Source organism: Collinsella sp. BM28, assembly GCF_054551995.1.
This window is the reverse complement of the sequence record NZ_JBTOLJ010000001.1, coordinates 1,886,471-1,911,127: the sequence shown is the minus strand read 5'-3', so window position 1 is coordinate 1,911,127 and position 24,657 is coordinate 1,886,471. Positions and strand designations below refer to the sequence as shown.

Below are 24,657 nucleotides of genomic sequence, written 5' to 3'. Positions count from 1 at the left end.
CGAACATACTCAAAAAGTGGCCTTTACCTGCGTGTTCACCGAATCATCATATAAGCTGTATGCAAAGAAACCTTCTCTAGCTGGTAAAACGTTGAAAACTGCAGGTCAGAACTGCATCTGTGGAAAACCATCACGGGTCATCGTACAAAAATGTGGAAAACGTTGATAACCCATGCGCGCCCAGATGGAGAAGCCGACTTTTCAACATCCGTCTGTGGAGTGCGCTCTGTCCCCACAAAACGCTTGACTTGAGCTGGGATTGTGCTTTTCGGAATCGTGGGGATACCCTACCATTGGTTGTCCAGCCATATTGCGGGCCTCACCTTGGGTGCCTGCGTGAAGAATGTGGGGAAGGAGCGCGCGTGGAGATCGTGAGCGACGGATGGTCGCAGACCGGTTCTGCCGATTTGGGAGCCCTTAAGGGGTTGCCCAACAACATAGAGGCCGAAGGCAACGTCTTAGCCGCCATGATGCTCTCGGGCGAGGTTGTCGAGGAGGCCCTCGTCGAGCTGCTCCCCGATGACTTCTACCGTCCCTCGCACAAGACGATCTTCACGGCGATGTCCGGCATGTACGAGAGCAGCATGCCCATCGACTCCATCTCGCTCATCGACTATCTGCGCTCCATCGACAAGCTTGAATCGGTGGGCGGCGAGGCCTATATCCTCGAACTCATGGGCAACACGCTCGCGCTTGCGCACTGGCAGCATCATGCCGAGATCGTGCGTCGCGATGCCATGCTGCGCGAGATCATTGGCGCGACCAATCAGATCAGCGCGCTCGCCTACGATTCTCCGCTCGACACCAAGGAGGTCATCGAGCGCGCCGAGTCCATGCTGCTCTCGGTCACCGAGCGCGAGGTCAAGAGCTCGTACAAGGGTCTCACGGACTTCATGACCGAGGCGTATCAGGAGGCCGAGGAGGTCGCGCGCGCGGGCGGCGACGTCCATGGCGCCCCCACCGGATATCCCAGCCTCGACCGCATGCTCATGGGCCTGCGCGAGGGCCAGCTCGTGGTCCTGGGTGCCCGCCCGGCAGTCGGTAAGACCTCGTTCGCACTCAACTTGGCACTCAACGCCGCCGCCGATGGCTACACGGTCGGCTTCTTCTCCCTGGAGATGAGCGGCAAGGAAATCGCGCAGCGCTTCATTTGCGCTCAGGCCATGGTCAACATGTCGAACTTTCGTACCGGCCGCATCTCGCCCGAGGAGTGGGCGAACATCAACGAGGCGATCGGCGAGCTCAGCCGCCTCGATATCCTCATTGACGACACGCCGGGCACCACGGTCACCGAGATCCGCGCCAAGGCGCGCCGTATGCTCCACAACAAGGAGCGGGCCGTCATCATCCTGGACTACCTGCAGCTGGTGAATCCTCCGGCGGGCAAGAACTACAACGGCAACCGCGCCGTCGAGGTCTCCGAGATGAGTCGTGGCCTCAAGATCATGGCCAAGGAGCTCGGCGTCCCCGTGATCATGCTCTCCCAGCTCAACCGTTCGCTCGAGGGACGTACGGGCAAGCGCCCGCAAATGAGCGACCTGCGTGAATCGGGCTCCATCGAGCAGGACGCCGACATCGTCATGCTGTTGGACCGCTCGAGCACCGAGAGCGAGGCAGAGCGAGAAGACCGCCCGGACTTTGGCATCACGCGCGTGATCGTGGCGAAGAACCGTTCGGGCCCCATCGGAGATGTGGACCTGATGTTCCTGCCCGCTTCCACGAAGTTCTACGAGATTGACGAACACGCCGCCGAGTAATGCGCGTTCAGCCCAAACCCCCCCACGTCTGCGACATTTTGTCGCAGACGTGTCGCAGCGTGTTCGCCGGCAGGGGGCGTGTCTAGCCCTATTGAGTAATGGTGGAATGAGGCCCCGTGCCGCATCGCTGGCGGCGCGGGGCCGTAGTACGCCTATAATGGGAACGCTGGGTCGATTTTGCCCGGCCGTGCCGGATAAACCCCCGGCGTACAAGACGACTCGTGCGGATCAAGCCTCCGTGCGCACGGAATGAGGAGTAGTCATGCCGTCAACAGTGTTGGTGGGAACCCAGTGGGGCGACGAGGGCAAGGGCAAGATCTGCGACTTGATCGCTCCCGAGTTCGATTGCGTCGTTCGCTATCAGGGCGGCAACAACGCCGGTCACACCATCGTGGTGGGCGATAAGAAGTACGGCCTTCACCAGGTTCCCTCGGGCATCATGTATCCCGAATGCATTTCGGTCATCGGCAATGGCTGCGTGGTGAACCCCGCGGTCCTGCTTGAGGAGATCGACATGTTCGAGGGCGATGGCATCTCCACCGCCAACCTCAAGGTCTCCGGCAACGCGCACGTGATCATGCCCTATCACATCGACCTCGACGGCGCGTACGAGGAGCTGCTCGGCAAGAACAGCATCGGGACCACCAAGCGCGGTATCGGCCCGTGCTATCAGGACAAGATGGCGCGCATCGGCATCCGTATGCAGGACCTGCTGGACGAGGAGACGTTCCGGTCCAGGCTGTCCGCGGTTCTCGACCGCGTGAATCCTCAGCTCGAGCGCATCTTCAACCTGCCCACCTACACGGTTGACCAGATTTCCGAGACCTACCTCCCCATGGCCGAGCGCCTGCGTCCCTACATCTGCGAGACGGGACTGTTGCTCAACGATCTGGTCGAGCAGGGCAAGACCATTCTGTTCGAGGGCGCGCAGGCCACGCTGCTCGATATCGACCACGGCACGTACCCGTTTGTGACCTCGTCCAACTGCACCGCTGGTGGTGCCGTGACGGGCTCCGGAGTGGGCATGAAGAACATCGACCGCGTGCTGGGTATCATGAAGGCATACATCACCCGCGTGGGCTCCGGCCCCATGCCCACCGAGCTCGACTATGAGACGAGCCAAGAGGGCCGCACTCTTACCGAGGTCGGCTACGAGTACGGCGTGACCACCGGCCGCCGCCGTCGTTGCGGCTGGTTCGACGGCGTGATTGCCCGCTATGCCACGCGTGTGAACGGCCTGACCGACATCGCCCTCACCAAGCTCGATGTGCTGTCCGAGTTCGACACCATCAAGGTCTGCGTGGCCTACGACTGCGACGGCGTTCGTTACACGAGCGTACCCGAGCACGCCGCCGCGTTCGCGAGCGCCGTGCCGGTGTATGAGGAGCTGCCCGGTTGGAAGTGCGACATCACCGGATGCCGTACGTTCGATGAGCTGCCCCAAGCAGCGCGGGATTATGTGGCCTACATCGAGAAGCTCGCCGGCTGCAAGATCTCGTTCGTTGCCGTGGGCCCGGATCGTGAACAGACCATCGTCCGCGACTGGTAACGGACTTCCCAGCCACCCGAAGCTCGGGGTTCACTCGTCGGTCGCCGCACGCTAGGCGTGCTCCCTCCTCGTTCACCCCGATCTTCGGCACCTGGAAAGCCCGTTACCTCGGACCTGAGATACATCTCTGGTTGAGTTAATTTTGAGCGGGCTCCGTTTGGGGCCCGTTCGTGCATAAGGAGGACGCATGAGCGCAACCGAGAACACTATCGACATCCTGCTGCTCGGCAGCGGCGGTCGCGAGCACGCCCTGGCGGCGAAGCTTGCCGAGTCCCCGCTTTGCGGCACCCTGTACATCGCCCCGGGCAATGGCGGAACGCTTGCCGTGGGCGAGAACGTGGCGCTTGATGCCGAGGACCCCGCCGCCGTGGCGGACTTCGCCCGCGAGACCGGCTGCGGCTTGGTCGTCATTGGTCCCGAGGCTCCGCTCGTGGTGGGCGTCGCCGACGCGGTGCGCGCAGCTGGCATCCCGTGCTTTGGCCCGGGTGCCGAGGGTGCTCAGCTTGAGGGCTCCAAGCGCTTCTCCAAGGAGCTCATGGCCCGCGCCGGCATTCCCACAGCGGCGTACGGCTCCTTTACCAGCGAGGATGAGGCACTTGCGTACGTGCGCGAGCAGGGCGCCCCGGTGGTCGTGAAGGCCGATGGCCTTGCGGCAGGCAAGGGCGTCGTGGTGGCGCTCACACTCGACGAGGCGCTGAACGCCGTGCACGGGTGCTTCGACGGCGCCTTTGGCGACGCGGGCAGCACCGTGGTCATTGAGGAGATGCTCACCGGCCCCGAGTGCACGTTGCTGGCCTTCACCGACGGCAAGACGGTTCGCCCCATGGCCACCTCGCAGGACCACAAGCGCGCCCTCGAGGGCGATTTGGGCCCCAATACCGGCGGCATGGGCGTGTACAGCCCGGTGCCGATCGTGACGCCCGAGGAGCATGCCGAGATGTGCCGCATCCTCGAGGAGACCATCGCCGCCACGCAGCGTGAGGGCATCGACTATCGTGGCTGCCTGTACGGCGGCTTCATGCTCACGCCCCAGGGCCCCAAGGTGATCGAGTACAACGCGCGCTTTGGCGACCCCGAGACTGAGGTCCTCATGCCGCGCCTTAAGAGCGACCTGGTCGAGGTCATGCTGGCCTGCGCCGAGCGTCGTTTGGATGAGATCGAGCTTGAGTGGCGCGACGAGTGGGCCGTCTCCGTGGTTCTCACGAGCGCCGGCTACCCCGGTTCGTACGAAAAGGGCAAGGCCATCACCGGTATCGAGGATGCCGAGGCCATGGAGAACGTGACCGTGTACCACGCCGGCACCGCCATGACCGACGCCGGCGAGCTCGTGACCTCGGGCGGCCGCGTGCTCGACGTGACGGCGTTGGGCGACACCTTTGAGGCCGCCCGCGACTTGGCGTACGCTGCCTGCGATAAGATCGACTTCGAGGGCAAGACGCTTCGTCACGACATCGGTCTGCGCGCCCTGCGCGGCCGCGACGCCTGGGACGCATAGGGTCGCCGTACTTTGCGCTGACCGCTCTCATGGGACGAAGAGGGTAGGAATGTCGAAAATCGGCGTCAAATTTCGACGTTTTTTCGACATTCCTACCTCTCATTTCAAAGATGCAAGTAGGAGGATGACGATGATGGACGAAGGGCGGAACGAGGAGTTCGAAGCCGAGGTCGTTGAAGCGGAGGCTAACGAGATGGAGCAGACCGAGCCCGCCTTGGTGCTCGGCGACGACGATCCGCGCGATGCTGGGCTGCACGAGCGCATCCTCTCGGAGGAGCAGGCCTGGAAGGGCAAGTTCCTCGATGTGCGCAGCGCTCAGGTCGAGCTGCCGAACGGGCGCATCGCTGGTCGCGATCTGGTTCGGCATCCGGGTGCCTCCGCCGTGGTTGCGCTCACCTCAAGCGGCAAGATTGTGCTGGTGCGTCAGTATCGCACGGCGATTGATCGCGTGACGGTTGAGATACCCGCCGGAAAGCTCGATCCGGGCGAGGACCCGATCGAATGCGCAAAGCGCGAGCTGCTTGAAGAAACAGGCTTTAAGGCATCGCGCATTCAGTACCTCACCACGATTGCGACCACGCCCGGCTTTTGCGATGAGGTCATTCACATCTACATGGCCACGGGACTCACGTTTGCCGGCGCGCACCCGGATGACGACGAGTTCGTGAACGTGGACCTGGTGCCGCTTGCGGAGCTCATCGATGCGGTGCTCGACGGCAAGATCGAGGACGCAAAGACCGTCGTGGGCGCGCTCGCCTGCGACGCGATCTCGCATCGGCTGTAGCTGGCCGGCGGCGGGGGAGGGTATTTACACCTGGGCTGGTCCTCGTTCCTGCGGAATCGCCCAGGCGCAAAAACCCTCCCCCGCCACCTGCGTTGACCTGCTCGGCGAGATTGCGGCGCGGGGGAGAGCGCCCGTGGGACGGTCGGGTTTGCTAGAGTGAAGGGTTTGTTGAGGGCTTTGCCTATGTTCAAACGGTTTCTTTCCTATTATGGGCCCGAGAAGGGACTTTTTATTGCGGACACGCTGTGTGCACTGGTGCTTGCTGGCATTGACTTGGCGTTTCCGAGCATCCTGCGCGGCCTGACCAACGGGCTGTTCACCGAGGGGCAGGTCGCCATTATGGGCGCGCTGGGGTATATCGCCGCTGGCCTCATCATTCTCTACGCGATTCGCTGCGCGTGCCGGTACTTCGTGTCGGCGCAGGGCCACATCATGGGCGCCCGCATGGAGTCGCGTATGCGCGAGGAGCTGTTCGACCAGTACGAGCGATTCAGCTTCGCCTATTTCGACGCCCACAACTCCGGCGACATGATGAGCCGCGTGGTCAACGACCTGTTCGACATCTGCGAGGCGGCGCACCACGTGCCCGAGTGGATCATCATCTGCGGTATCGAGATCATCGGCGCCTTCGTGATCCTCTTCACCATTTCTCCGGTGCTGGCGGGCGCGATGGCACTCATCACCGCCGTGTTCGTTGTGATCATGGTGCGCCAGAACTTCCATATGCGCGCCGTGTTCGCCGACAACCGCCATCGCATTTCCGACGTGAATGCGCAGCTCCAAGACTCGCTCGCCGGGATGCGCGTGGTGAAGTCGTTTGCCAACGAGGAAACGGAGCGCGCCAAGTTCCGCGCCTCCAACGACCGTTATCTCGACTCCAAGGTCGCGCAGTACCACGTGATGGGAAGTTACCAGGCCACCAGCGCGCTCATGACTGGCGTGCTGTACGTGACCATCGTGGTGCTCGGCGGCTATCTGGTGGCTCAGGGGCAGATGACGGCCGTCGACATGGCGACGTTCGCGCTGTACATCTCGCTGTTCGCCACACCCATCGAGACGCTCGTGAACTCCACGGAGAACTTCCAGAAGGCCGCCGCAGGTTTCCACCGCATGGACGAAGTGCTGCAGACAGCCCCCGACATCCAGGATAGGCCCGGTGCTACCGAGCTGCAGGTACGCCAGGGCGCCATCGAGTATCGCGACGTCTGCTTCTCCTACCCCGACGCCGAGATCGGAGAGGACGGCGCCGAGCGCGAGCGACCGGTCATCGACCACATGAGCCTCAGCATTCGCCCGGGCGAGACGATCGCGCTCGTGGGGCCCTCCGGTGGCGGTAAGTCCACCACGTGTTCGCTGCTTCCGCGTTTTTACGATGTGACGTCCGGCTCGATTTCCATTGACGGCCAGGACGTGCGCTCGGTGACGCAAAAGAGCCTGCGCCGCGCCATCGGTTTGGTGCAGCAGGACGTCTATCTGTTCGACGGCACGCTGCGCGAGAACATCGCCTACGGCCGCCCGGGCGCGACGGACAAGGAGATCGAGGACGCGGCGCGTAAAGCGAACATCCATGATTTCATTGCCAGCTTGCCTGAGGGATACGACACGCTGGTGGGAGAGCGCGGCAGTCGCCTTTCCGGAGGCCAGAAGCAGCGCGTGGCCATTGCGCGCGTGTTCCTCAAGAACCCCGCGATCCTAATCTTGGACGAGGCGACCTCTGCCCTCGACAACGAGAGCGAGGAGGCCGTTCAGGAATCTCTCGAGCGCCTTGCTGCCGACCGCACCACGATCATCATCGCGCACCGTCTCTCCACCATTAAAAACGCGGATGAAATCGCGACGGTTGAGCATGGTCGCGTTGTGGAGCGCGGCACGCACGACGAGCTTCTCGCGCGCGGCGGTACGTATGCCCGTTACTATCGGATGCAGTTTGAGGGCACGCGGGCGCGCGACGTGAGGTAGGCGATGAGCAGCAAGCACAATATGACACCCGACGAGGCGGAGGAGCTTTTTTCCGAACTCGATTCCTCTGGCGTGCTCGATCCCAATCGAGCAGCAGCGCGCGAGGGGAGGCTCAAGCGTCGGCTGCTCGCGCGACGGACGGCGGGCGAGGCCGCGGAAGCTGAGCGCGATGCCGCCGACCACGAGCGCTCGCAGGCGCGTACCGGCAAAATCGACCCGCTGTCAGAGCAAGATCCGTCGGGCTCGCAGGTAAGTAAGGCGATTTCCCGCACTGCCATTGCGGTTATCCTGGGCGTATTCGTGTTTGTGATGGGCATGCAGATCGTGTACGGCGTGAGCAGGCGCCTGAACACGGCGAACCTGTCCGAGCGCACCAACGTCGACACGGTCTCGCACGCAATGGAATCGGGCGTGGAGTGGGGTAACGGCTTCACGCAGTTTCCCGACGATTTCACGGTGGATGAGGCGAGCGAGAAGACCGGAGCGGTCGAGGTCTCCGTGGTGGACACGGATTCGCGCAACGAGCTTGAGATTCTGTCGAACTCGCAGATTCAGGCGAGCGCCTTGGCGACCAACGCGCTGCTCAACGATAAGATCAACCGTGTTGTCTACAACGTGTACGCGCTTGTGGATAGCAAAGGCGCGTATCAGCACGATAGCCTGTTCGGCTTTGTTCCCGCGCGTGGAACGCGTCGCGCGATGCTCACGTTTGTGTGGACCAAGTCGCAGTCGAGCACGCCGACGAACATCGACTGGGAGCTCAAGATCATCGGTATGGATGACGACCTTGCCGAGGCTATTCAGGAGCAGGTGAATTCGGTGAGCTCGCTCACGGAGAACCCCGGCGCCACGCAGAGCGAGATCGACGAGGAACTCACCCTGCGCGACAAAGACGCCCTGTTGGCGGAGTAGGGAGCGGGCCGCGGCGTCGGCCGTGCCAGTCCGGTCCGGGGCACTTGGCGTGCCAATTGGGGACGTGCCCCTTTGGCACACCCAGGGGTGCACCGCGGGTGCGGCGCACGCGGGCTTAGCCCAGCAGAGCTGCGACCTTGCCGAGGGTGGGCTCGAAGGAGACGCCGCGCATCTCGAAATCGGGCTGCTCAACGGTCACACGCATGGCGTCGCGGACGAGGTCGCCCGCGAACTCAACGGCCTCGCGCGTGGTACGGCCGGTGTAGATGGCGGCGGTTAGCGCGCTGGCGAACAGGTCACCCGTGCCATGGAGCATGTAGGGGAGAAGCTCACTGGAGACCTCCTCCACGGCGCCGCCGTCGGCTGCGCTCGCGATGTAGTTGTGGATGATGGGCTCGCCCTCGTGCACGACGCCCTTGATGACGACGGTCTTGGCGCCCATGTCGAGTAGGGCGCTGGCGTTTTTCTGCACGAACTCAATGGAGACGTCCTGACCCTCGTAGGGGATGCCCGTGAGGATGGACGCCTCGGTGAGGTTGGGTGTGAGGACGTCGGCACCGTCGACGAGCGCGGCCATGGCCTTGCACAACTCGTCGGTGTAGGTGGGGTACTTCACGCCACCGTCGCCCATGACGGGGTCGACGATGCGCAGGGCGTTCGGGTACTCGCGGTACAGGCGCTGGATGACGGCGACCTGCTCGGCCGAGCCAAGGAAGCCCGAATACACGCCGTCGAGCTCCACGTTCTCCTCGCGCCAGGCGTCGAGGTAGGCCTCGAGCATGTCGGTGGTGTCGTGCATGTGGAAGACGGGGAACTTGGTGTGGGCGCTAAAGAGGGCCGTGGGCACCGGGCAGACGTCGACGCCCGCCGCACTGAGCACGGGGATCGCCACGCCGAGTGAGCACTTGCCGTAACCGCACATGTCGTGCACGGCCGCCACGCGCGGAATGTACGCGCCTTCACGCTGATAGAGTTTGGTCATGATTCAATTCCTTTCCGCGGACTTATGGACCAGCGTACGGCTCAACAGGATAGGTCAATTCCCGATAAGGTACGTAGGAGTTTTACAAATGTTCATCTTGTATTTGGGCTAGATGTGAGTTGGGAAAATCGCGCCATTTGCCCTTTTGACCCCTCACCGAATATTCCGCTTGCGACTCGGGGAATTTGCCACGCCTGGCGGCATGAGGGCGTATGATGCAGATATCCGCGTCCGTTTTGGGCGGGCGCCGCACGGTAAGTTGGATTGGGAAAGGTAAGACCATGGCTGATGTGCATGAGCTTCTCGCCACGTGGATCGAGAATGTCACTGATGAAGGGCTTCTCGCCGAGCTGAAGGCGATGAAGGAGGCGGGCGACGAGAGCGCGATCACCGATGCGTTCTTCCAGGACCTCGCATTCGGCACTGCGGGCTTGCGCGGCACGCTGGGGGCCGGCACCAACCGCATGAACATCTACACCGTCGGCCGCGCCACGCAGGGCTTCGCTGACTACCTGGTGAAGAACTTCGAGAACCCCACGGTCGCTATCGCGCGCGATAGCCGCAACAATGGCGAGCTGTTCGTTAAGACCACCGCTGCCATCCTCGCGGCGAACGGCGTGACCTCCTACGTCTACCCCAAGATCTCCCCGGTGCCCACGCTCTCCTGGGCCACCCGCTACCTCGAGTGCTCCGGCGGCATCTGCATGACCGCGAGCCACAACCCCGCCGCCTACAACGGCTACAAGGCCTACGGCCCCGACGGCTGCCAGATCACCTCTGAGGCCGCTGACGCCATCTCCGCCGCCATGAACGCGTGTGACCCGTTCCATGACGTCAAGACCATGGACTTCGATGCCGCCGTCGAGCAGGGCCTGGTCAAGTGGATCGGCGACGAGGTGCTGGACGCCTACTACGACGCCGTGGCCGCCAAGTCCGTGAACAACCTCACGCCCGAGCAGATCGCCAACGCCCCGCTCAAGCTCGTGTACACGCCGCTCAACGGCACGGGTCTGATTCCGGTCACTACCGTCCTCAACAAGGTTGGCGTGACCGACATCACCGTGGTCCCCGAGCAGCGCGACCCGGACGGCGACTTCCCCACCTGCCCGTATCCCAACCCCGAGATCCGCGAGGCCATGCAGAAGGGCATCGATCTGTGCCAGGAGGTCAAGCCCGACTTGCTACTCGCGACCGACCCCGACGCCGATCGTGTGGGCGTGGCCTGCGCCGATGGTGACGACTACACGTTGCTGACCGGCAACGAGATGGGCGTCCTGCTGCTCGACTACATCTGCAAGATGCGCGCCGAGCGTGGCGAGGATCTCTCCCGCAAGGTCGCCGTCACCACCATCGTGTCCTCTGCCATGGTTGACGCGCTGGCCGAGGAGTACGGCTTTGAGCTGCGCCGCTGCCTTACCGGCTTCAAGTACATCGGCGACATCATCACCGGCCTGTCCGACGCCGGCGAGGTCGACCGCTTCATCTTTGGCTTCGAGGAGAGCTACGGCTATCTGTCCGGCGACCACGTGCGCGACAAGGACGCCGTCAATGCCTCCATGCTCATCTGCCAGATGGCCCAGTACTACAAACTGCAGGGCCTCAACCTGGTTCAGGCCATGCGCGCGCTGTATGAGAAGTACGGCTACTATCACAACAAGACCGTCTCGCTGAGCTATCCCGGCGCCGACGGCGCCGCCAAGATGACCGGCATCATGAAAGCCCTGCGCGCTGAGGCCCCCTCTGAGATCGCCGGCGCCAAGGTCGAGGCGGTCGTGGACTACGCGAACTGCGTGAATGGCCTGCCCAAGGCCGACGTTATCGAGTTCGACCTCGAGGGCGGCAACAAGGCCATCGTGCGTCCCTCCGGCACCGAGCCCAAGATCAAGCTCTACATCTTTGCCAAGGGCGAGGACGCCGCGGCCGCCGATGCACTCATTGCCGCAATCGAGGAAGATGGCCGCAAGCTGCTGTCCTAGCGCGCAGTGATGTGCAATTAGGGACGGGTGCGTTTTATACATGCGTTTTCGCGCGTGTCCTGGAGCTGAAGACGGGCCGCTCGCTTTTGCGGGCGGTCCGTCTTTTGATGTTCGGCTGCGCTTGGGGCGCGTGGCGGGCGGTTGAGACGCGCCGAGCGCGAGTTGGGTGAGGTTTTTCGTATTGATTTTTAATTTCGGTTGGTAGCAGACATGGTTTGCAATGAAAAACGCAGGTCGGACTCAGCTGAAATTACCTTGTACTCGCGGAATTGCAAAATTGATACGAAAAACCTCATCGAACTTGGCGGTCGGCGTGGCCATGCCGATCGCGAGGGGCTGTGAAGCCCGATGATGAGAGCGGGTTGATGGGCGAGCTGATGGACGGAGGGCCGTCGTCCGACAGCTGCCCGTTCGGCAACCGCGCTTTCGACCACCGCCCTTTACCGTATGGAGCTGATGAGGCGCGCTTTGCGGATGCAGGCGGGGATACGCTTGCTGAGGAGGGTGACGTCCTCGGCGGTGATGTCGCTCGCGAGCGAAAGGCGCAGCGCACCGCGGGCGCACTGCGCGGGAATCCCCATGGCAGTGAGTACGTGCGAAGGTTCGGTTGAGCCGGTGGAACAGGCAGAACCGGTTGCCGCCGCGACGCCTGCCCGGTCGAGCAGGACCACGAGGAGCTCGCCGTCAACGTCGTCGCAGGTGAAGGATGCGATCGAGGGGAGACGGCCGATTGAGGGAGAGCGGTCTAGGGCCTCTCCGTCGGAGGCAGCGCTGGGTTCACCGGTCGCGCCGCCATCTGTGGCGCGGGAGACTGGTGCATTGCGGTCCGGGAGAGCTGACGCATCGCAGGCCGGGGTGCACGGGGTTTTCGTGCCATCGGCTGAGGCGTATTTGATTGGCGTGCCGGTGAGGGCCATGTCCTCGACCTCGCCGAGAAGGTGGCGAATGAGCTCATTGCGTAAGGATGAGATGCGCAGGATGTCGGACCGGAGCGTTTCGCACGCTTCCTCGAGGGCGGTGACCATGCCCACGATGCCTGCGACGTTCTCGGTACCGGCGCGCTCACCGCGTTCCTGGGCCCCGCCGGTGATGAGCGGTGGAATGGAGAAGCCCTTGCGCAGATAGAGCGCCCCAACGCCACGTGGGCCGTGGAACTTGTGCGCGGAGAGCGAAAGGGCGTCGATGCCCAGTTCTTGTACGTCGACGGGGATGTGCCCCACGGCCTGCACCGCATCGGTGTGGAAGGGAGCACCGTGGGCGTGGGCAACGGCGGCGAGCTCGCGGATGGGTTCGATGGTGCCGACCTCGTTGTTCGCAAGCATGATCGAGACCAAGGCAGTGGCGGGCGGGGTGGCGAGTCCAGGGGCATCGCCACCCGCGGAGGCAGTGATGTGCCCGGGAGCCGCGGCGAATCCGGGAGCCTCGATACCGCATGCGGCGGCGCGTTCGTTGGCGGTGAGTGCCTCTTCGAGGTCCTCGGCGTGCACGAGCCCCTGGCGATCAACGGGCAGGTACGTCACCTGGACGCCTTCCCGCTCGAGCGCCTCGCAGCAGTGGAGGATCGCATGGTGCTCGATGGCGCTCGTGACAATCCGAACGGGCGTAGCCGCTCCGTAGAGGTCCCGGTAGCGCTGCACGGCGCCGCGTAGTATCCAGTTGTCCGACTCGGATCCGCCGCTCGTGAAGTAGATGTCCGACGCGTTCGCCGCCCCAAGGAGGCGCGCCATGTCGTTGCGTGCTCCGTCGAGCGCGCTGGCCGTCTCGCGCGCCATGCGATGGATCCCGCTTGGGTTGCCGAACTTCGTGGTCAGGTACGGCATCATCGCCTCAAGCGCACGGGGCGAGAGCGGTGTGGTTGCCGCACTGTCGGCGTACACATAGGGTTCGTTGGCGTTGGTCATGGCGGTCAATGGCGCTATCGAAGAACGAAGAACCAGAACAGGGCGAGGGCGATGGCGGCAAGTATCAAGATGAGCAGGAGGAGCTGCACGCGTTTGCGTGCGCGATCATGCCGGGACACGAAGATGGATCGCCCTTTTTTAGGCTGAGAAATATAGCTGCTCGGCTGGCCGAGGCCCTGCTCGCCGCCGCGCCCGCGAACCTGCAGCGTGGGAGTGCTCGGCGGGATGTATCCGCCCGTGCGTGCCGTGCCGCCACTCGCCTGGGCGGAACCACCCTTTCCAAGCGATGCCTTGCGTCTGGGTATGTGCGTCGCGCGATTGCTTGCAGGTGCTCGAGGGTTGTCGACGGGCGGCAGATAGGTGGGGTCGCTGGTTGCGATGCCCATGTGCTTGCGACCGGGTCGCTGGTGCGTGCCCTCGGAGACTCCGCGCGGGACTGCCGTTGGGCGCGGTGCGTTCTGCTCGTCCATGTCCACCTCGTGGGATAGCGGGTGTAATACCGCCATTGTATGGTGAATCATGCGGGAGTGCGCCCGTGGTGCCGCTGTTCGTTCCAAAACGCCCCGTTTCACCATACCGCCGCGACCTCAATTGAGGGACAGGCGCTAAATTGAGGCCATGAATGGGATTTGAATGAATGGGATTTGAGTCGCGAAGCCATGTCGTTTCGGCGTGCGCGCAGGCAGAACGCTTTGCGAGCGTATAATTCCCAACGTATGACCGCGCATGGTATCCAGAGGGGAAGCCGCATGTCTCTCGACACCAACCTGTCCGAATTCACCGCGTTCGATTCCGACACCGATCATCCGCACGACGAGTGCGGCGTGTTCGGCGTTTGGGCGCCCGACCGCGACGTCGCCCGTCTCACCTATTTCGGCCTGCGCGCTCTGCAGCACCGCGGCCAGGAATCCGCCGGCATCGCCGTGGGCGATGGCGGAACCGTCATGGTCCGCAAGGACCTGGGCCTGGTGAGCCGCGTTTTCTCCAACGCCGACATTTGCTCGCTGCCCGGTCAGCTCGCTGTGGGTCACGTGCGCTACGGCACCGCCGGCGCTAAGAGTTGGGAGGCATCGCAGCCCCACCTTGCCACTATCGGGGAGGTCATCGTCGCCCTTGCCCATAATGGCACCCTTGTCAACACCGACGAGCTGCGCCGTCAGCTCATCGAGCTCGGCGTTCCCTTCAACTCAAATTCCGACTCCGAGGTCGCAGTCAAGCTCATCGGCTACTTCACGCAGGAGACGCATCACCTGCGCGAGGGTATCCGCAAGACGATGGAGCTCATTCGCGGCGGCTACGCCATGGCGCTTATCAACGAGGAGGCACTGTACGCCTTCCGCGATCCGCACGGTGTTCGTCCGCTGGTGCTCGGCCGTCTGACCAGCGACGAGGGCCTCGCCGCCGCCGATGCCGCCGCCGCGGCCTCCGCGCTGCCGAGTGATGCCGCGTCCGCCGAGGACTTGGTGGGCGATGAGGTGCTCGCCTCCACCGCAGGCTGGGTCGTTGCCTCCGAGACCTGCGCGCTCGACATCATCGGCGCCGAGTACGTGCGCGATATCCGTCCCGGCGAGATCTTGCGCATCAGCGCCGAGGGTCTCGTGTCCGAGCAGGGTGTCCCTGCCGCCGAGAAGAGCGCCCACTGCATCTTCGAGCAGGTGTACTTCGCCCGTCCCGATTCCATCGTGGATGGCAAGTCCATCTATGCCTGCCGCTACGATATGGGTCGCAAACTGGCGCTCGAGTGCCCCGTTGAAGCCGACATGGTCATCGGCACGCCCGACTCCGGCCTGCCCTCCGCCGAGGGATACGCCTTCGAGAGCGGCATCCCCTACGGCACCGGCCTTATCAAGAACCGCTACGTTGCCCGCACGTTCATTGAGCCCACGCAGGAGCTGCGAGCCATGGGCGTGCGCCTCAAGCTCAATCCTCTGCGCGATGTGATCGAGGGCAAGCGCATCGTTGTCGTGGACGACTCGATCGTGCGCGGCACCACCATGGTCCAGCTTGTCCGCATGCTGCGCCAGGCGGGCGCCAAGGAGATTCACATCCGCATCAACTGCCCGGAGGATATCTGGCCGTGCTTCTACGGCGTGGACACCGGCGAGCAGAGCCAGCTCATCTCCGCGACCAAGTCGGTCGAGGAGGTCTGCGAGTTCATCGGCGCCGACACGCTCGCATTCTTGTCTGTGGACGCTTTGCTCGAATGCGTACCCAAGGCGGGTTACTGCACCGCTTGCTTCACCGGTGAGTATCCGGTCGCGATTCCCGAGAGCTTCGGTCGCGAGAAGTTCATCAAGGGATACGTGCCGCGCAACCTGACCAAGCCCGAGCTCGTGACCGAGACGTGCGTTGTTGATAAGGCCGAGGACCGCAGCTGGGAAGAGGCGCACGAGGGCTAAGACGAGGCGTGCCGTCGCGTGCCAATTGGGGACGTGTCCCTTTGGCACGCGTCACGCGTAATGCGAATAGAACGGGTGCGCGCGTGTAACGTCGAAAATGACGCGCTTCAATCGCGATTTTTTCGACGTTACACGCGCGGCCCTGCAACGAGGCGCCCGCGACTGGCCGCATCCGCTCCCAATTGAGGGGTTTGGTCGATGCGGGCTGTGCCCTGCTATCATGCTGTACTAGGAATTCCCTGGGTCGAAAGGAACCTCACATGGCCGAGAGCAAGCACGTTACGTACGAGGACGCCGGCGTCGACACCGCCGAGGGCGGCCGCGCGGTCGATGCGATCAAGCAGATGGTCGCGCAGACCAACCGCCCCGAGGTCATTGGCGGTATCGGCGGCTTTGGCGGCCTATTCTCCGCCGCGGCGCTCAAGGACATGGAGGATCCGATCCTCATCTCCGGCACGGACGGCGTGGGCACCAAGCTCGTGCTCGCCCAGATCCTCGACCGTCACGAGACTGTGGGCCAGGATCTTGTCGCCATGTGCGTGAACGACATCCTCGCCTCCGGCGCCGAGCCCCTGTTCTTCCTCGACTATGTCGCCATCGGCCACATCGAGGCTGAGCACATGGCCAAGATCGTCAAGGGCGTCGCCGATGGCTGCAAGCTCGCGGGCTGCGCGCTCGTGGGCGGAGAGATGGCCGAGCACCCCGGCGTCATGCGTCCGGACGACTACGACCTCGCTGGCTTCACCGTCGGCGTCGTCGACCGCCCCAAGATGATCGATCCCGCCAACGTGCGCGAGGGCGATGTCATCATCGGCTTGCCGTCCACGGGTGTCCACTCCAACGGCTACTCGCTCGTGCGCAAGGTCATCGGCGTCGACGGCATCGTGCCGGGCACGCCCGAGGCAGAGGCCAAGAAGGCTGAGCTCGAGACCATCGAGGTCGCGCCCGGCGTCCTCCTCGCCGACGCGCTGCTGGCTCCCACCCGCATTTACGTCAAGCCCATCCTCGAGCTGCTCCGCGGCGAGGCCGGCAAGCATGTGCACGCCATCGCCCACATCACCGGCGGCGGCATCACCGAGAACCTTAACCGCGCCCTGCCCAAGGACGTTGACGCCCTCGTGCTGCGCGACGGTGCCAAGATGGGTTGGGCCGTCCCGCCGGTCATCACTTACATCTCCGAGCATGCGGAGCTCGCGCCCAACGAGGCCTGCAAGACCTTCAACATGGGCGTCGGCCTGATGCTCATCGTCTCTGCCGAGGATGAGGCCGCAGTCACCGAGGCCCTCGTCGCCATGGGCGAGAAGCCCTTCCGCGTGGGCACCTGCGTTGCGGGCTCCGGCGAGGTGAAGTACGCAGATGAGCAGTAGGGACGAGGCCCAGGCGGCCGCCGACGAGTACCGTCGCCTCATCGAGGAGGCGGCCCTCGCCCCCGAGGCGCTTCCGAGCGACGTGTTTTTTGGCGATGCCGCAGAGCGCGAAGTGGATGCCGGAAATACCGCCGCTTCGCATGCGCGACCCGGTATCAACGAGCTGCAAGACGAACGCGCCGCGCAGGACCAGGCGGACCGTGCCCCGTTGCCCATTGGTGTGCTGCTCTCGGGCTCGGGCACCAACCTCCAGGCGCTTATTGACGCAATCGATGCCGGCGAGCTCAACGCGGAGATCAAGCTCGTGGTGGCGAGTCGTCCTTCCGCGTACGGCCTCAAGCGCGCCGAGGCTGCGGGTATTCAGACCCTCACGCTCTCCAAGGAGACCTATGCCGACCCCATCCAGGCGGATGAAGTCATCGCGCACGAGCTTCTGGCTGCCGGTTGCGAATACGTGATCATGGCGGGCTATATGCGCATGGTGCATGCACCACTGCTCGTCACGTTCCCTGATCGAGTGATCAACATCCACCCCGCCCTACTTCCCAGTTTCCAGGGTGCCCATGGTATCCAGGACGCGTTCGATCGCGGTGTCAAGGTGACGGGCGTTACGGTGCACATTGCCAACGCGGTGTACGATATGGGCCCGATCATCGCCCAGCGTGCGCTCGTGGTCGAGGAGGGCTGGGACGTCGATACCCTCGAAGAGCACATCCACGCCATCGAGCATGTTTTGTATCCCGAGGTGGTGCAAATGCTCGCCGATGGTCGTGTCCACGTGCGGGAGAACCTTACGGTCGAAGTGCGTTAGTCGTGTACGAGAAGCGCGCGCCGGTGTCTTATCCGGCGCGCGTTATTTGCAACTCGCCATGGTCGACCCTTCGAGCTCTCTTCTCGCTTCCTTCTGAAGCACCGCTCTTCCATAAGGTGCGCCGTTTACCGATGTATTCCGTCCGTCTGCCATTTCACATAAATGTGGCGGGAATCAGAAAAATCGGAAGAAAGCCCCTAGAATGCCTTCCTGTCTAGTGGGTTAAACAATTGGGGGGCGAAAGACCCTCAGTGTCAAATGCACATACCGCTATTAGACCAAGTTGGATACGGGTGACCCCCTAAACGTGTCCGCGCGCCCCTCTAAGATGGAAGTCGCCAGACAAACCCATCGGAGAAGGAGCGCGCGTTGTACGACATGATACTACAGGGGGCACGGTCCCTGGGCGTCGAGGGCATGGAGAGGCTCGTCGCCGACCTGAAGGCCTCGATCCTGTCGGCGCTGGCCGGCGGCTCGCCGGGAGCCTGGCCGGACGCGTGCCCGAGGTGCGGGTGCGCCCGCGTCGTCAGGCGCGGGCGCGGCGCCGGCGGCTCCCAGCGCTGGCTGTGCCGCGGCTGCGGGAGGTCGTTCTCGGCGTCGACCGGGCGCGTGCTCGCGCTCTCCAAGCTCCCCGCCGCCACCTGGGCCTCCTACGTCGAGGGGATGGCCGCCGGCGAGAGCCTGGCGCGCCTCGCCGCGCGCTGCGGCGTGTGCGTCAAGACCAGCTGGTTCATGAGGATGAGGGCCCTCGAGGTGATGCGCTCGCAGCTCCAGCCGATGCGCGGCGGCGACGGGGTGTCCGCGCAGGCCGACGAGCTGTACCTGAACGAGTCGTTCTCGGGCAGGAGGTCCGGGATGCCGAGGGAGCCGCACGCCAACGGGCACGGGGTGCGCTCCCGCGGCATATCGTCGCTGAAGGTCGCCGTCGTCACCGTCGTCAACGACCTGGGCGACTGCACCGCGGTCCTCGCCGCGCGCGGCCGCCCCGGCGCCGAGCAGATCCGCGCGGGGCTGGCGCCCGCGTGCGTGGCGGGCTCGGAGGTGTCCACCGACATGCACTCCTCGTACGCCGCGCCGCTCTCCGAGGCGGGCGCGGCGTCGCACAACCGCTACGGCGCGGCAGACGCGGGCGAGGACGAGCTCGGCATGGTCAACGCGCTGCACGAGCGGCTGCGCGGCTTCCTCTGGAGGTTCAGGGGCGTCTCGACCCGGCGCCTGCAGAGGTACCTGTGGTGGTTCTGCTGGGAGGAGCAGGTCAGGCGCTCGGACGCCTCGCGGGAGGCGATGCTTCGCTCCCACGTGGCGAACGGCTCGTACGAGTCGACGCGCCGGGACCTCGAGGAGGAGCCGCAGCCGTTCTGGGACTTCTGGGAGTCACGGGACGAGTCCGACGTATCCAAATTGGTCTAATAGCGGTATGCACATTTGTATATGCATAACAACAAAGCTGGTATCTTTCTGAAAAAACCAATAGAAAATGAATAAAATCGAATAGAAGATGCATAATCCGAGTGGATTTCTCCTTCACGCGCACCAACGTGAATCCGTACAGTGAAGCAATCTATGTTGGGGATGCCCATGGATCGGCAAGGCGTTGGTTGCTGCGGATTGGCGCTCGGACGCCAGCCGGTAAGGTTCCTTGCCGAGACGGGGATACGCAAACGGAAGGGGATGCGTATGAAGAAGCTACGCTGGGGAGGAGTCGTCGCGTGGTGCCTTTCGGCGCTGTGTGCCGCGACGATGCTCCTGCCTGCGCAGAAGGTGTACGCCGCCGAAGGCAACTTGGCGCTGAACAAAAACGCCGTTGCCGACAGCCAAGAGGCCGATTCGGTTAAGGCGAAGAACGCGACCGATGGCGACACGACTTCGAAGTCGTCTCGTTGGGGTAGTGCGGTTGACGCCAGCCATGGCGAGCATTGGATTTACGTTGATCTGGGCAAGGACGAGAAGGTCTCGTCCGCAAAGGTCTACTGGGAGGCCCGCAAGGCCACGGGATTCAAGATCCAGGTCGCGAAGGCCGAAGATGCAAAGGATAACGACTCGACCAAGTGGACTTGGAAGGACGTCTATACGACGACCGAGCGCCCCAAGGACAAGACGAGCGTCATCAATTTCGATACGACGTCTGCGCGCTATGTTCGGCTTCTGATCACCGGCTTCACGGGCAATGACCCGTATGGCGATGCCGTCGATTGGGATGCGGTCTCCATTTACGAGCTCGAGGTATATGCCGACAAGCAGACAGAGACGCCTGATGAGCCGACTACCGAGGCAACCAACCTCGCACTCAAGAAGGCCACCAAGGCCAGCAAGGACTACCACAACAAGAACGGTGCCCGTGCAGTCGATGGCAAGAAGGAGAGCAAGAGCAACGATCGCTGGATGACCGAGACCGCGCCGACCCAGTGGCTGCGCGTTGATCTGGGTAAGGAAGAAACCATCAAGCACTTCAACATCCAGTGGGAAGATGCCTCCAACTACGCAACCAAGTTCGAGGTGTACGTCTCCAACGATGAAAGCGTCTGGAACGCCGAGGGCGACAACTACCAGAGCTGGGGCGCCCCGGTTGTCAATGAGCAGAACAACACTAAGGGTCTCAATGAGATTACCCTGAAGACTCCTGCGACCGGTCGTTACCTCCTACTGCGCGTCACCGGTATGAGCACAGGGTATGGTGTCTCCTGCATGGAGTTCGAGGCATGGAACCAAGTGCCCGCTGCGCCCGAGAAGCAGCCTGCGGACTACCTCAACGACATCAAGGTCGCCGAGGTCACTGCCGACACCAAGACGCTCTCCTATACCCTGCCTGAAGACGTTCCCGAGGGCTACAAGATCAAGTACAACGGCACCGACTACGAGCAGGTCATCGATCTGAATGGCACCATCTACCGTCCGATCTCCGACGTGACCGTCAAGGCCTCCTTCAAGATCGAGAACACCAAGGACAACACGGACTACGCGTTCAAGGAGTTCGACGTCAAGGTCCCCGGCAGCATGACCGCCAAGGCCGAGGCTAATGCCGCGCCGCAGATTCTGCCTGAGCTCCGCGAGTGGGTTGGTGGCGAGGGACAGTTCGCCGCATCTGCCGCCAAGCGCGTAGTGTACGGTCAGGACTCGCTCAAGGTCATGGCCGAGGACTTTGCCGCGGATTTCCAAATCATCACGGGCGTTAAGCTCGAGGTGGTCCAGGGCACCGCAGCCCAAGCTGGCGACATCTTCTTCACGCTCGGCGCCGACAAGGCTCGGGGCCTCAAGGATGAGGGCTACCTGCTCGAGGCGAGCGCCAACAGCATCACCGTCAAGGCCGAGGCCGTGGCGGGCGCCAACTGGGGCGGCAAGACCATCCTCCAGGGTATGAAGACGGGCAACTCCACCTTCCCGGTGGGCACCACCCGCGACTACCCCCTCTACAAGGTGCGCGGTCTCATCCTCGACGTGGGTCGAAAGACCTTCACGCTCGACTGGCTCAAGCAGATGACCGAGCAGATGGCATGGTTCAAGCTGAACGACTTCCAGATTCACCTGAACGACAACTATATTCCGCTCGAGGAGTACACCAAAGCGGGGAAGGATGTCTTCCAGGCGTACTCTGGCTTCCGTCTTGAGTCCGACATCAAGAAGGGCGGCAACGACGGCAAGAACCAGGCCGACCTCACCTCCACCGACGTGTGGTACACCAAGGCCGACTTCAAGGAGTACATCGAGCACTCCAAGGCGCTTGGCGTGAACATCATTCCCGAGATCGATACCCCGGCGCATTCGCTGGCGCTGACCAAGGTGCGTCCCGACCTGCGTCACGGCACCGATGGACGCCAGAACGACCATCTCAATCTCACTACGCTGTATAACGATAGCCTCAAGTTCGTCCAGAGCATCTTTGACGAGTACGTGAAGGGTGGCGAAAATGCCGTTTTCGCCGGCTCAGATGTCATTCATATTGGCGCGGATGAGTACAGTGCCGACGGCAACGCATACCGCACGTTCGTGAACGATATGTTCAAGTATGCCGAAGGGAACGGAAAGACTGCTCGTGTGTGGGGTTCCCTCACGAGCATCAAGGGTACAGTTAATGTCAGCGGCATCTCCGAGTCTGGCCAGCGCCGCCAGATGAATCTTTGGAACCCTGGTTGGGCCGATCTTAAGCAGATGTACGATTTGGGCTTCGAGCTTATCGACTGTCAGGACGGTGTCTTCTACGTCGTTCCGAATGCAACGTACTACTACGACTACCTGGGCGATGCTGCTTACACCGACGGACTGAACAGCATTAGTGGGTACTCTGTTCCCGCTGGCGATCCGCAGATGATCGGTGGTGCATTTGCCGTCTGGAACGACATGTGCGACAACCAGGAAAACGGCATGTCCGAGTATGACATCTATGACCGCATCAACCGCTCCGCTGGTCTGTTCGGTGCCAACAGTTGGGGCAAGAGCGGCTCGATTGATACCGCTGCCGCCAAGGAGATCGTTGCCAAGCTCGGTGACGCCCCCGGTAGCAACTTTGGTTACGACGTCGCAACTACCGAGGATGGCACCATCGCTCAGTGGAACATGGACGACTTGTCGGACGCCTCTGGCCTGAAACGCGACCTTGTCGAGGGCGAGAACGCCAAGATTGAGAAGGTTGACGGCCGCAGTGCCCTCAAGCTCAACGGCGGCGAATCCTACGTGTCCGTCAAGGACGACGCCCTTACCACCCTCGGTTTGGGCAGCGATCTGCGCGTGAAGGTTAAGCGTACGAGCGCGTCGACTGACGAGCAGGTTCTGTTCGAGTCCGAGTACGGTGCTATCAAGGCGGTTCAGAAGGACACCGGCAAGGTCGGCATCACCCGCGAGAACCGCGATTACTCCTTCAACTACACCCTGCCGGTCGACGAGTGGGTTGAGCTTGAGTTCAAGAACGAGTTCGAAGTCACTACGCTGTATGTCAACGGCGAGAAAGTAGAGACTATCGGCTCGACCGGTAACGGTAGCCGCGGCAAGCTCAAGGCCACGTGCATGCTCCCGGTCAATACGCTGGGCTCTGCCACGAACGCCTTTGAGGGTTATGTGGACGATGTGCGCATCTCCAAGGCTGGCGAGTTTGCTTCGACGATGCCTCTCGATTACGCGGTCATCACCGCCGAGAAGGTTCTTGCCGAGCAGGATGTTCCTGGCCTGCGCGACCTTCTTGACCAGGTATATGCCCTGTTCTTGAACGCCAATCCGGCCAAGTCCGACATCGATAGCCTGGCCGCGCAGATCAACGCGCTTCTCGCCGACGAGGAGGGTAACCCCTCCTACAAGACGGCCGACTACTGCCGCCTTGACGCCTACGCGCAGCTTCAGCTTGACGGTGACGCCGTAGCACTGTTGAACGAGCTCTTTACCGACGCATCCGTCGCGCGCGTTCAGGCCGCATGGGCTCAGATCCGCGAGAACCTGCCTGCGAGCATGCAGTCCACCGTCGATTCGTATGAGAATGCCATCGTGAGCGCGCTAGACGCCCTTGAGCTCAAGACGGGAGGTGACCTCAACTTTATCGACCCCGCCCAGCTCGAAGCCACGGCCTCTGATTATCAGAAGGATGGCTCCGATCCCAAGAACGTGCTCGACGGCAACCTTTCGTCCATGTGGCACAGCGATTGGACTATCACGACCGGCGAACACTGGCTGGATCTCAAGTCCAAAACGCCTATGAGCGTTGAAGGTGTCGTCTACACACCGCGTCAGACCGGCGCAAACGGTAACATCCAGAAGTACCGTATCGAGGTGAGCACCGACGGCACAAGCTACAAGAAGGTGAAGGAAGGCGACCTCAAGGTCTCCGGAACCGACCCCATCGCCATCGAGTTCGATCGCCAAGATAACGTGAAGAACGTCAAGCTCGTGTGGGTTAAGGGCTCCAACGGTAATGCCGCCGCCGCCGAGATTCGTCTGCTCGATGCGGCCGCCGCGCCCGACTACACGACCCTGCAGACGCTGGTTGACGCCGCGAAGGCCATTCAGAAGGACGGTTCGTGCGAGCACGATGCCTTCACGGCCGAGACATGGGATGCCTTGCAGGCCAAGATCGCCGAGGCCGAGAAGGTCATTGCCGATCAGAGCGGCGACGTCAACTCCGTCTTCGCACTCAAGGGCGAGCTCGCTCAGGCAATTGAGTCTCTGCGTCTTGACGAGAAGACAGCCGATCCCGACGAGGACGAGTTCACCGTCACCTTCGACGATCGCATTCCCGGACATGAGGATCGTGTAATCGTGGTCAAGAGGGGTGACAAGGTCCCCGTTCAGCCCATGCCCGAGCTTGCCGGATATCTGTTCGACGGCTGGTTCACCGATGGCTATAAGGGCGGTTGGAAGAACAAGTGGGACTTCGACACGCCGGTCACGAGCGACCTTATGCTCACGGCCAAGTGGGTCGAGGACGGGGATGCTCCCGTTGCTCCCGAGACGCCCGATGATCCTTCCGATGAGCCTGGCGCGAACAAGCCCAACGGCGGACTGCCGACCACCGGAGACAATTCCATGCTCCTGGTGGTGGGTGTGGGCGCAGCTGCCGTCATCGCAGTTGCGGCAGGTGCGGTCATGATTGCCCACAGCCGCAAGACGCGCTAGCGTCGTCCCCCGCACTCCCTTGGTGGCACGGGGCTCTCTGCGCATGCGGAGGGCCCCGTGCCTTGTGTGCTGAGGGCCCCGTAAAGGGAAGTGTGTGGGAATGCTCGAATACCATCCGCATCTAAAAGTGCGTGTGAGACAATAACCAAATGTGTGAACACGGGACTCGTC

At 62.7% G+C, this 24,657-nt stretch carries 15 protein-coding genes; 12 read left to right on the top strand and 3 right to left on the bottom strand.

What is annotated here, in order from left to right; translation table 11 throughout:
• Positions 1–362: 362 nt before the first annotated feature.
• The 6 genes from dnaB (at position 363) to ACX9NZ_RS08230 (ending at position 8,456) form a co-directional block, all read left to right on the top strand.
• Positions 363–1,757, top strand: a complete 1,395-nt coding sequence (gene dnaB, locus ACX9NZ_RS08255) for a replicative DNA helicase (RefSeq protein WP_199588915.1) — start codon at positions 363–365, stop codon at positions 1,755–1,757.
• Positions 1,758–2,019: 262 nt separating this feature from the next.
• Positions 2,020–3,306, top strand: a complete 1,287-nt coding sequence (locus ACX9NZ_RS08250; RefSeq protein WP_118652150.1) for an adenylosuccinate synthase — start codon at positions 2,020–2,022, stop codon at positions 3,304–3,306.
• 187 nt (positions 3,307–3,493) lie between these two features.
• Positions 3,494–4,801 (top strand): phosphoribosylamine--glycine ligase, encoded by a 1,308-nt coding sequence (gene purD, locus ACX9NZ_RS08245; RefSeq protein WP_118652152.1) that lies wholly within the window; start codon positions 3,494–3,496, stop codon positions 4,799–4,801.
• A 124-nt stretch (positions 4,802–4,925) separates the two neighbouring features.
• Complete coding sequence (locus ACX9NZ_RS08240) at positions 4,926–5,585, top strand: NUDIX domain-containing protein (protein WP_369834756.1); 660 nt, start codon at positions 4,926–4,928, stop codon at positions 5,583–5,585.
• Between the two features lie 183 nt (positions 5,586–5,768).
• Positions 5,769–7,544, top strand: coding sequence for an ABC transporter ATP-binding protein (locus ACX9NZ_RS08235; protein ID WP_407496223.1), 1,776 nt, complete (start codon positions 5,769–5,771; stop codon positions 7,542–7,544).
• 3 nt (positions 7,545–7,547) lie between these two features.
• Positions 7,548–8,456 (top strand): hypothetical protein, encoded by a 909-nt coding sequence (locus ACX9NZ_RS08230; RefSeq protein WP_407496225.1) that lies wholly within the window; start codon positions 7,548–7,550, stop codon positions 8,454–8,456.
• Between the two features lie 115 nt (positions 8,457–8,571).
• On the opposite strand, the gene ACX9NZ_RS08225 is transcribed toward ACX9NZ_RS08230, so the two are convergent.
• Positions 8,572–9,438, bottom strand: a complete 867-nt coding sequence (locus ACX9NZ_RS08225) for a pyridoxamine kinase (RefSeq protein WP_407496227.1) — start codon at positions 9,436–9,438, stop codon at positions 8,572–8,574.
• 281 nt (positions 9,439–9,719) lie between these two features.
• Between ACX9NZ_RS08225 and ACX9NZ_RS08220 the strand changes: the two genes are divergently transcribed.
• A complete protein-coding gene (locus tag ACX9NZ_RS08220) occupies positions 9,720–11,414 on the top strand; it encodes a phospho-sugar mutase (protein ID WP_118652162.1) in 1,695 nt (564 codons plus the stop codon).
• Between the two features lie 440 nt (positions 11,415–11,854).
• On the opposite strand, the gene ACX9NZ_RS08215 is transcribed toward ACX9NZ_RS08220, so the two are convergent.
• Both ACX9NZ_RS08215 and ACX9NZ_RS08210 read right to left on the bottom strand, forming a co-directional pair.
• A complete protein-coding gene (locus ACX9NZ_RS08215; protein WP_407496229.1) occupies positions 11,855–13,315 on the bottom strand; it encodes a cysteine desulfurase family protein in 1,461 nt (486 codons plus the stop codon).
• Positions 13,316–13,329: 14 nt separating this feature from the next.
• Complete coding sequence (locus ACX9NZ_RS08210) at positions 13,330–13,785, bottom strand: hypothetical protein (RefSeq protein ID WP_118652168.1); 456 nt, start codon at positions 13,783–13,785, stop codon at positions 13,330–13,332.
• Positions 13,786–14,064: 279 nt separating this feature from the next.
• On the opposite strand from ACX9NZ_RS08210, the gene ACX9NZ_RS08205 reads away from it, so the two are divergent.
• The 5 genes from ACX9NZ_RS08205 to ACX9NZ_RS08185 all read left to right on the top strand — a co-directional run bounded on the left by ACX9NZ_RS08205 (position 14,065) and on the right by ACX9NZ_RS08185 (position 24,486).
• A complete protein-coding gene (locus ACX9NZ_RS08205; protein ID WP_118652171.1) occupies positions 14,065–15,714 on the top strand; it encodes an amidophosphoribosyltransferase in 1,650 nt (549 codons plus the stop codon).
• A gap of 260 nt (positions 15,715–15,974) precedes the next feature.
• Complete coding sequence (gene purM, locus ACX9NZ_RS08200) at positions 15,975–17,081, top strand: phosphoribosylformylglycinamidine cyclo-ligase (RefSeq protein WP_294123366.1); 1,107 nt, start codon at positions 15,975–15,977, stop codon at positions 17,079–17,081.
• A 154-nt stretch (positions 17,082–17,235) separates the two neighbouring features.
• Complete coding sequence (gene purN, locus ACX9NZ_RS08195) at positions 17,236–17,892, top strand: phosphoribosylglycinamide formyltransferase (RefSeq protein ID WP_233546015.1); 657 nt, start codon at positions 17,236–17,238, stop codon at positions 17,890–17,892.
• 378 nt (positions 17,893–18,270) lie between these two features.
• Positions 18,271–19,302, top strand: a complete 1,032-nt coding sequence (locus tag ACX9NZ_RS08190; protein ID WP_407496999.1) for an IS1595 family transposase — start codon at positions 18,271–18,273, stop codon at positions 19,300–19,302.
• A 267-nt stretch (positions 19,303–19,569) separates the two neighbouring features.
• Complete coding sequence (locus ACX9NZ_RS08185) at positions 19,570–24,486, top strand: discoidin domain-containing protein (RefSeq protein ID WP_407496955.1); 4,917 nt, start codon at positions 19,570–19,572, stop codon at positions 24,484–24,486.
• Positions 24,487–24,657 lie beyond the last annotated feature (171 nt).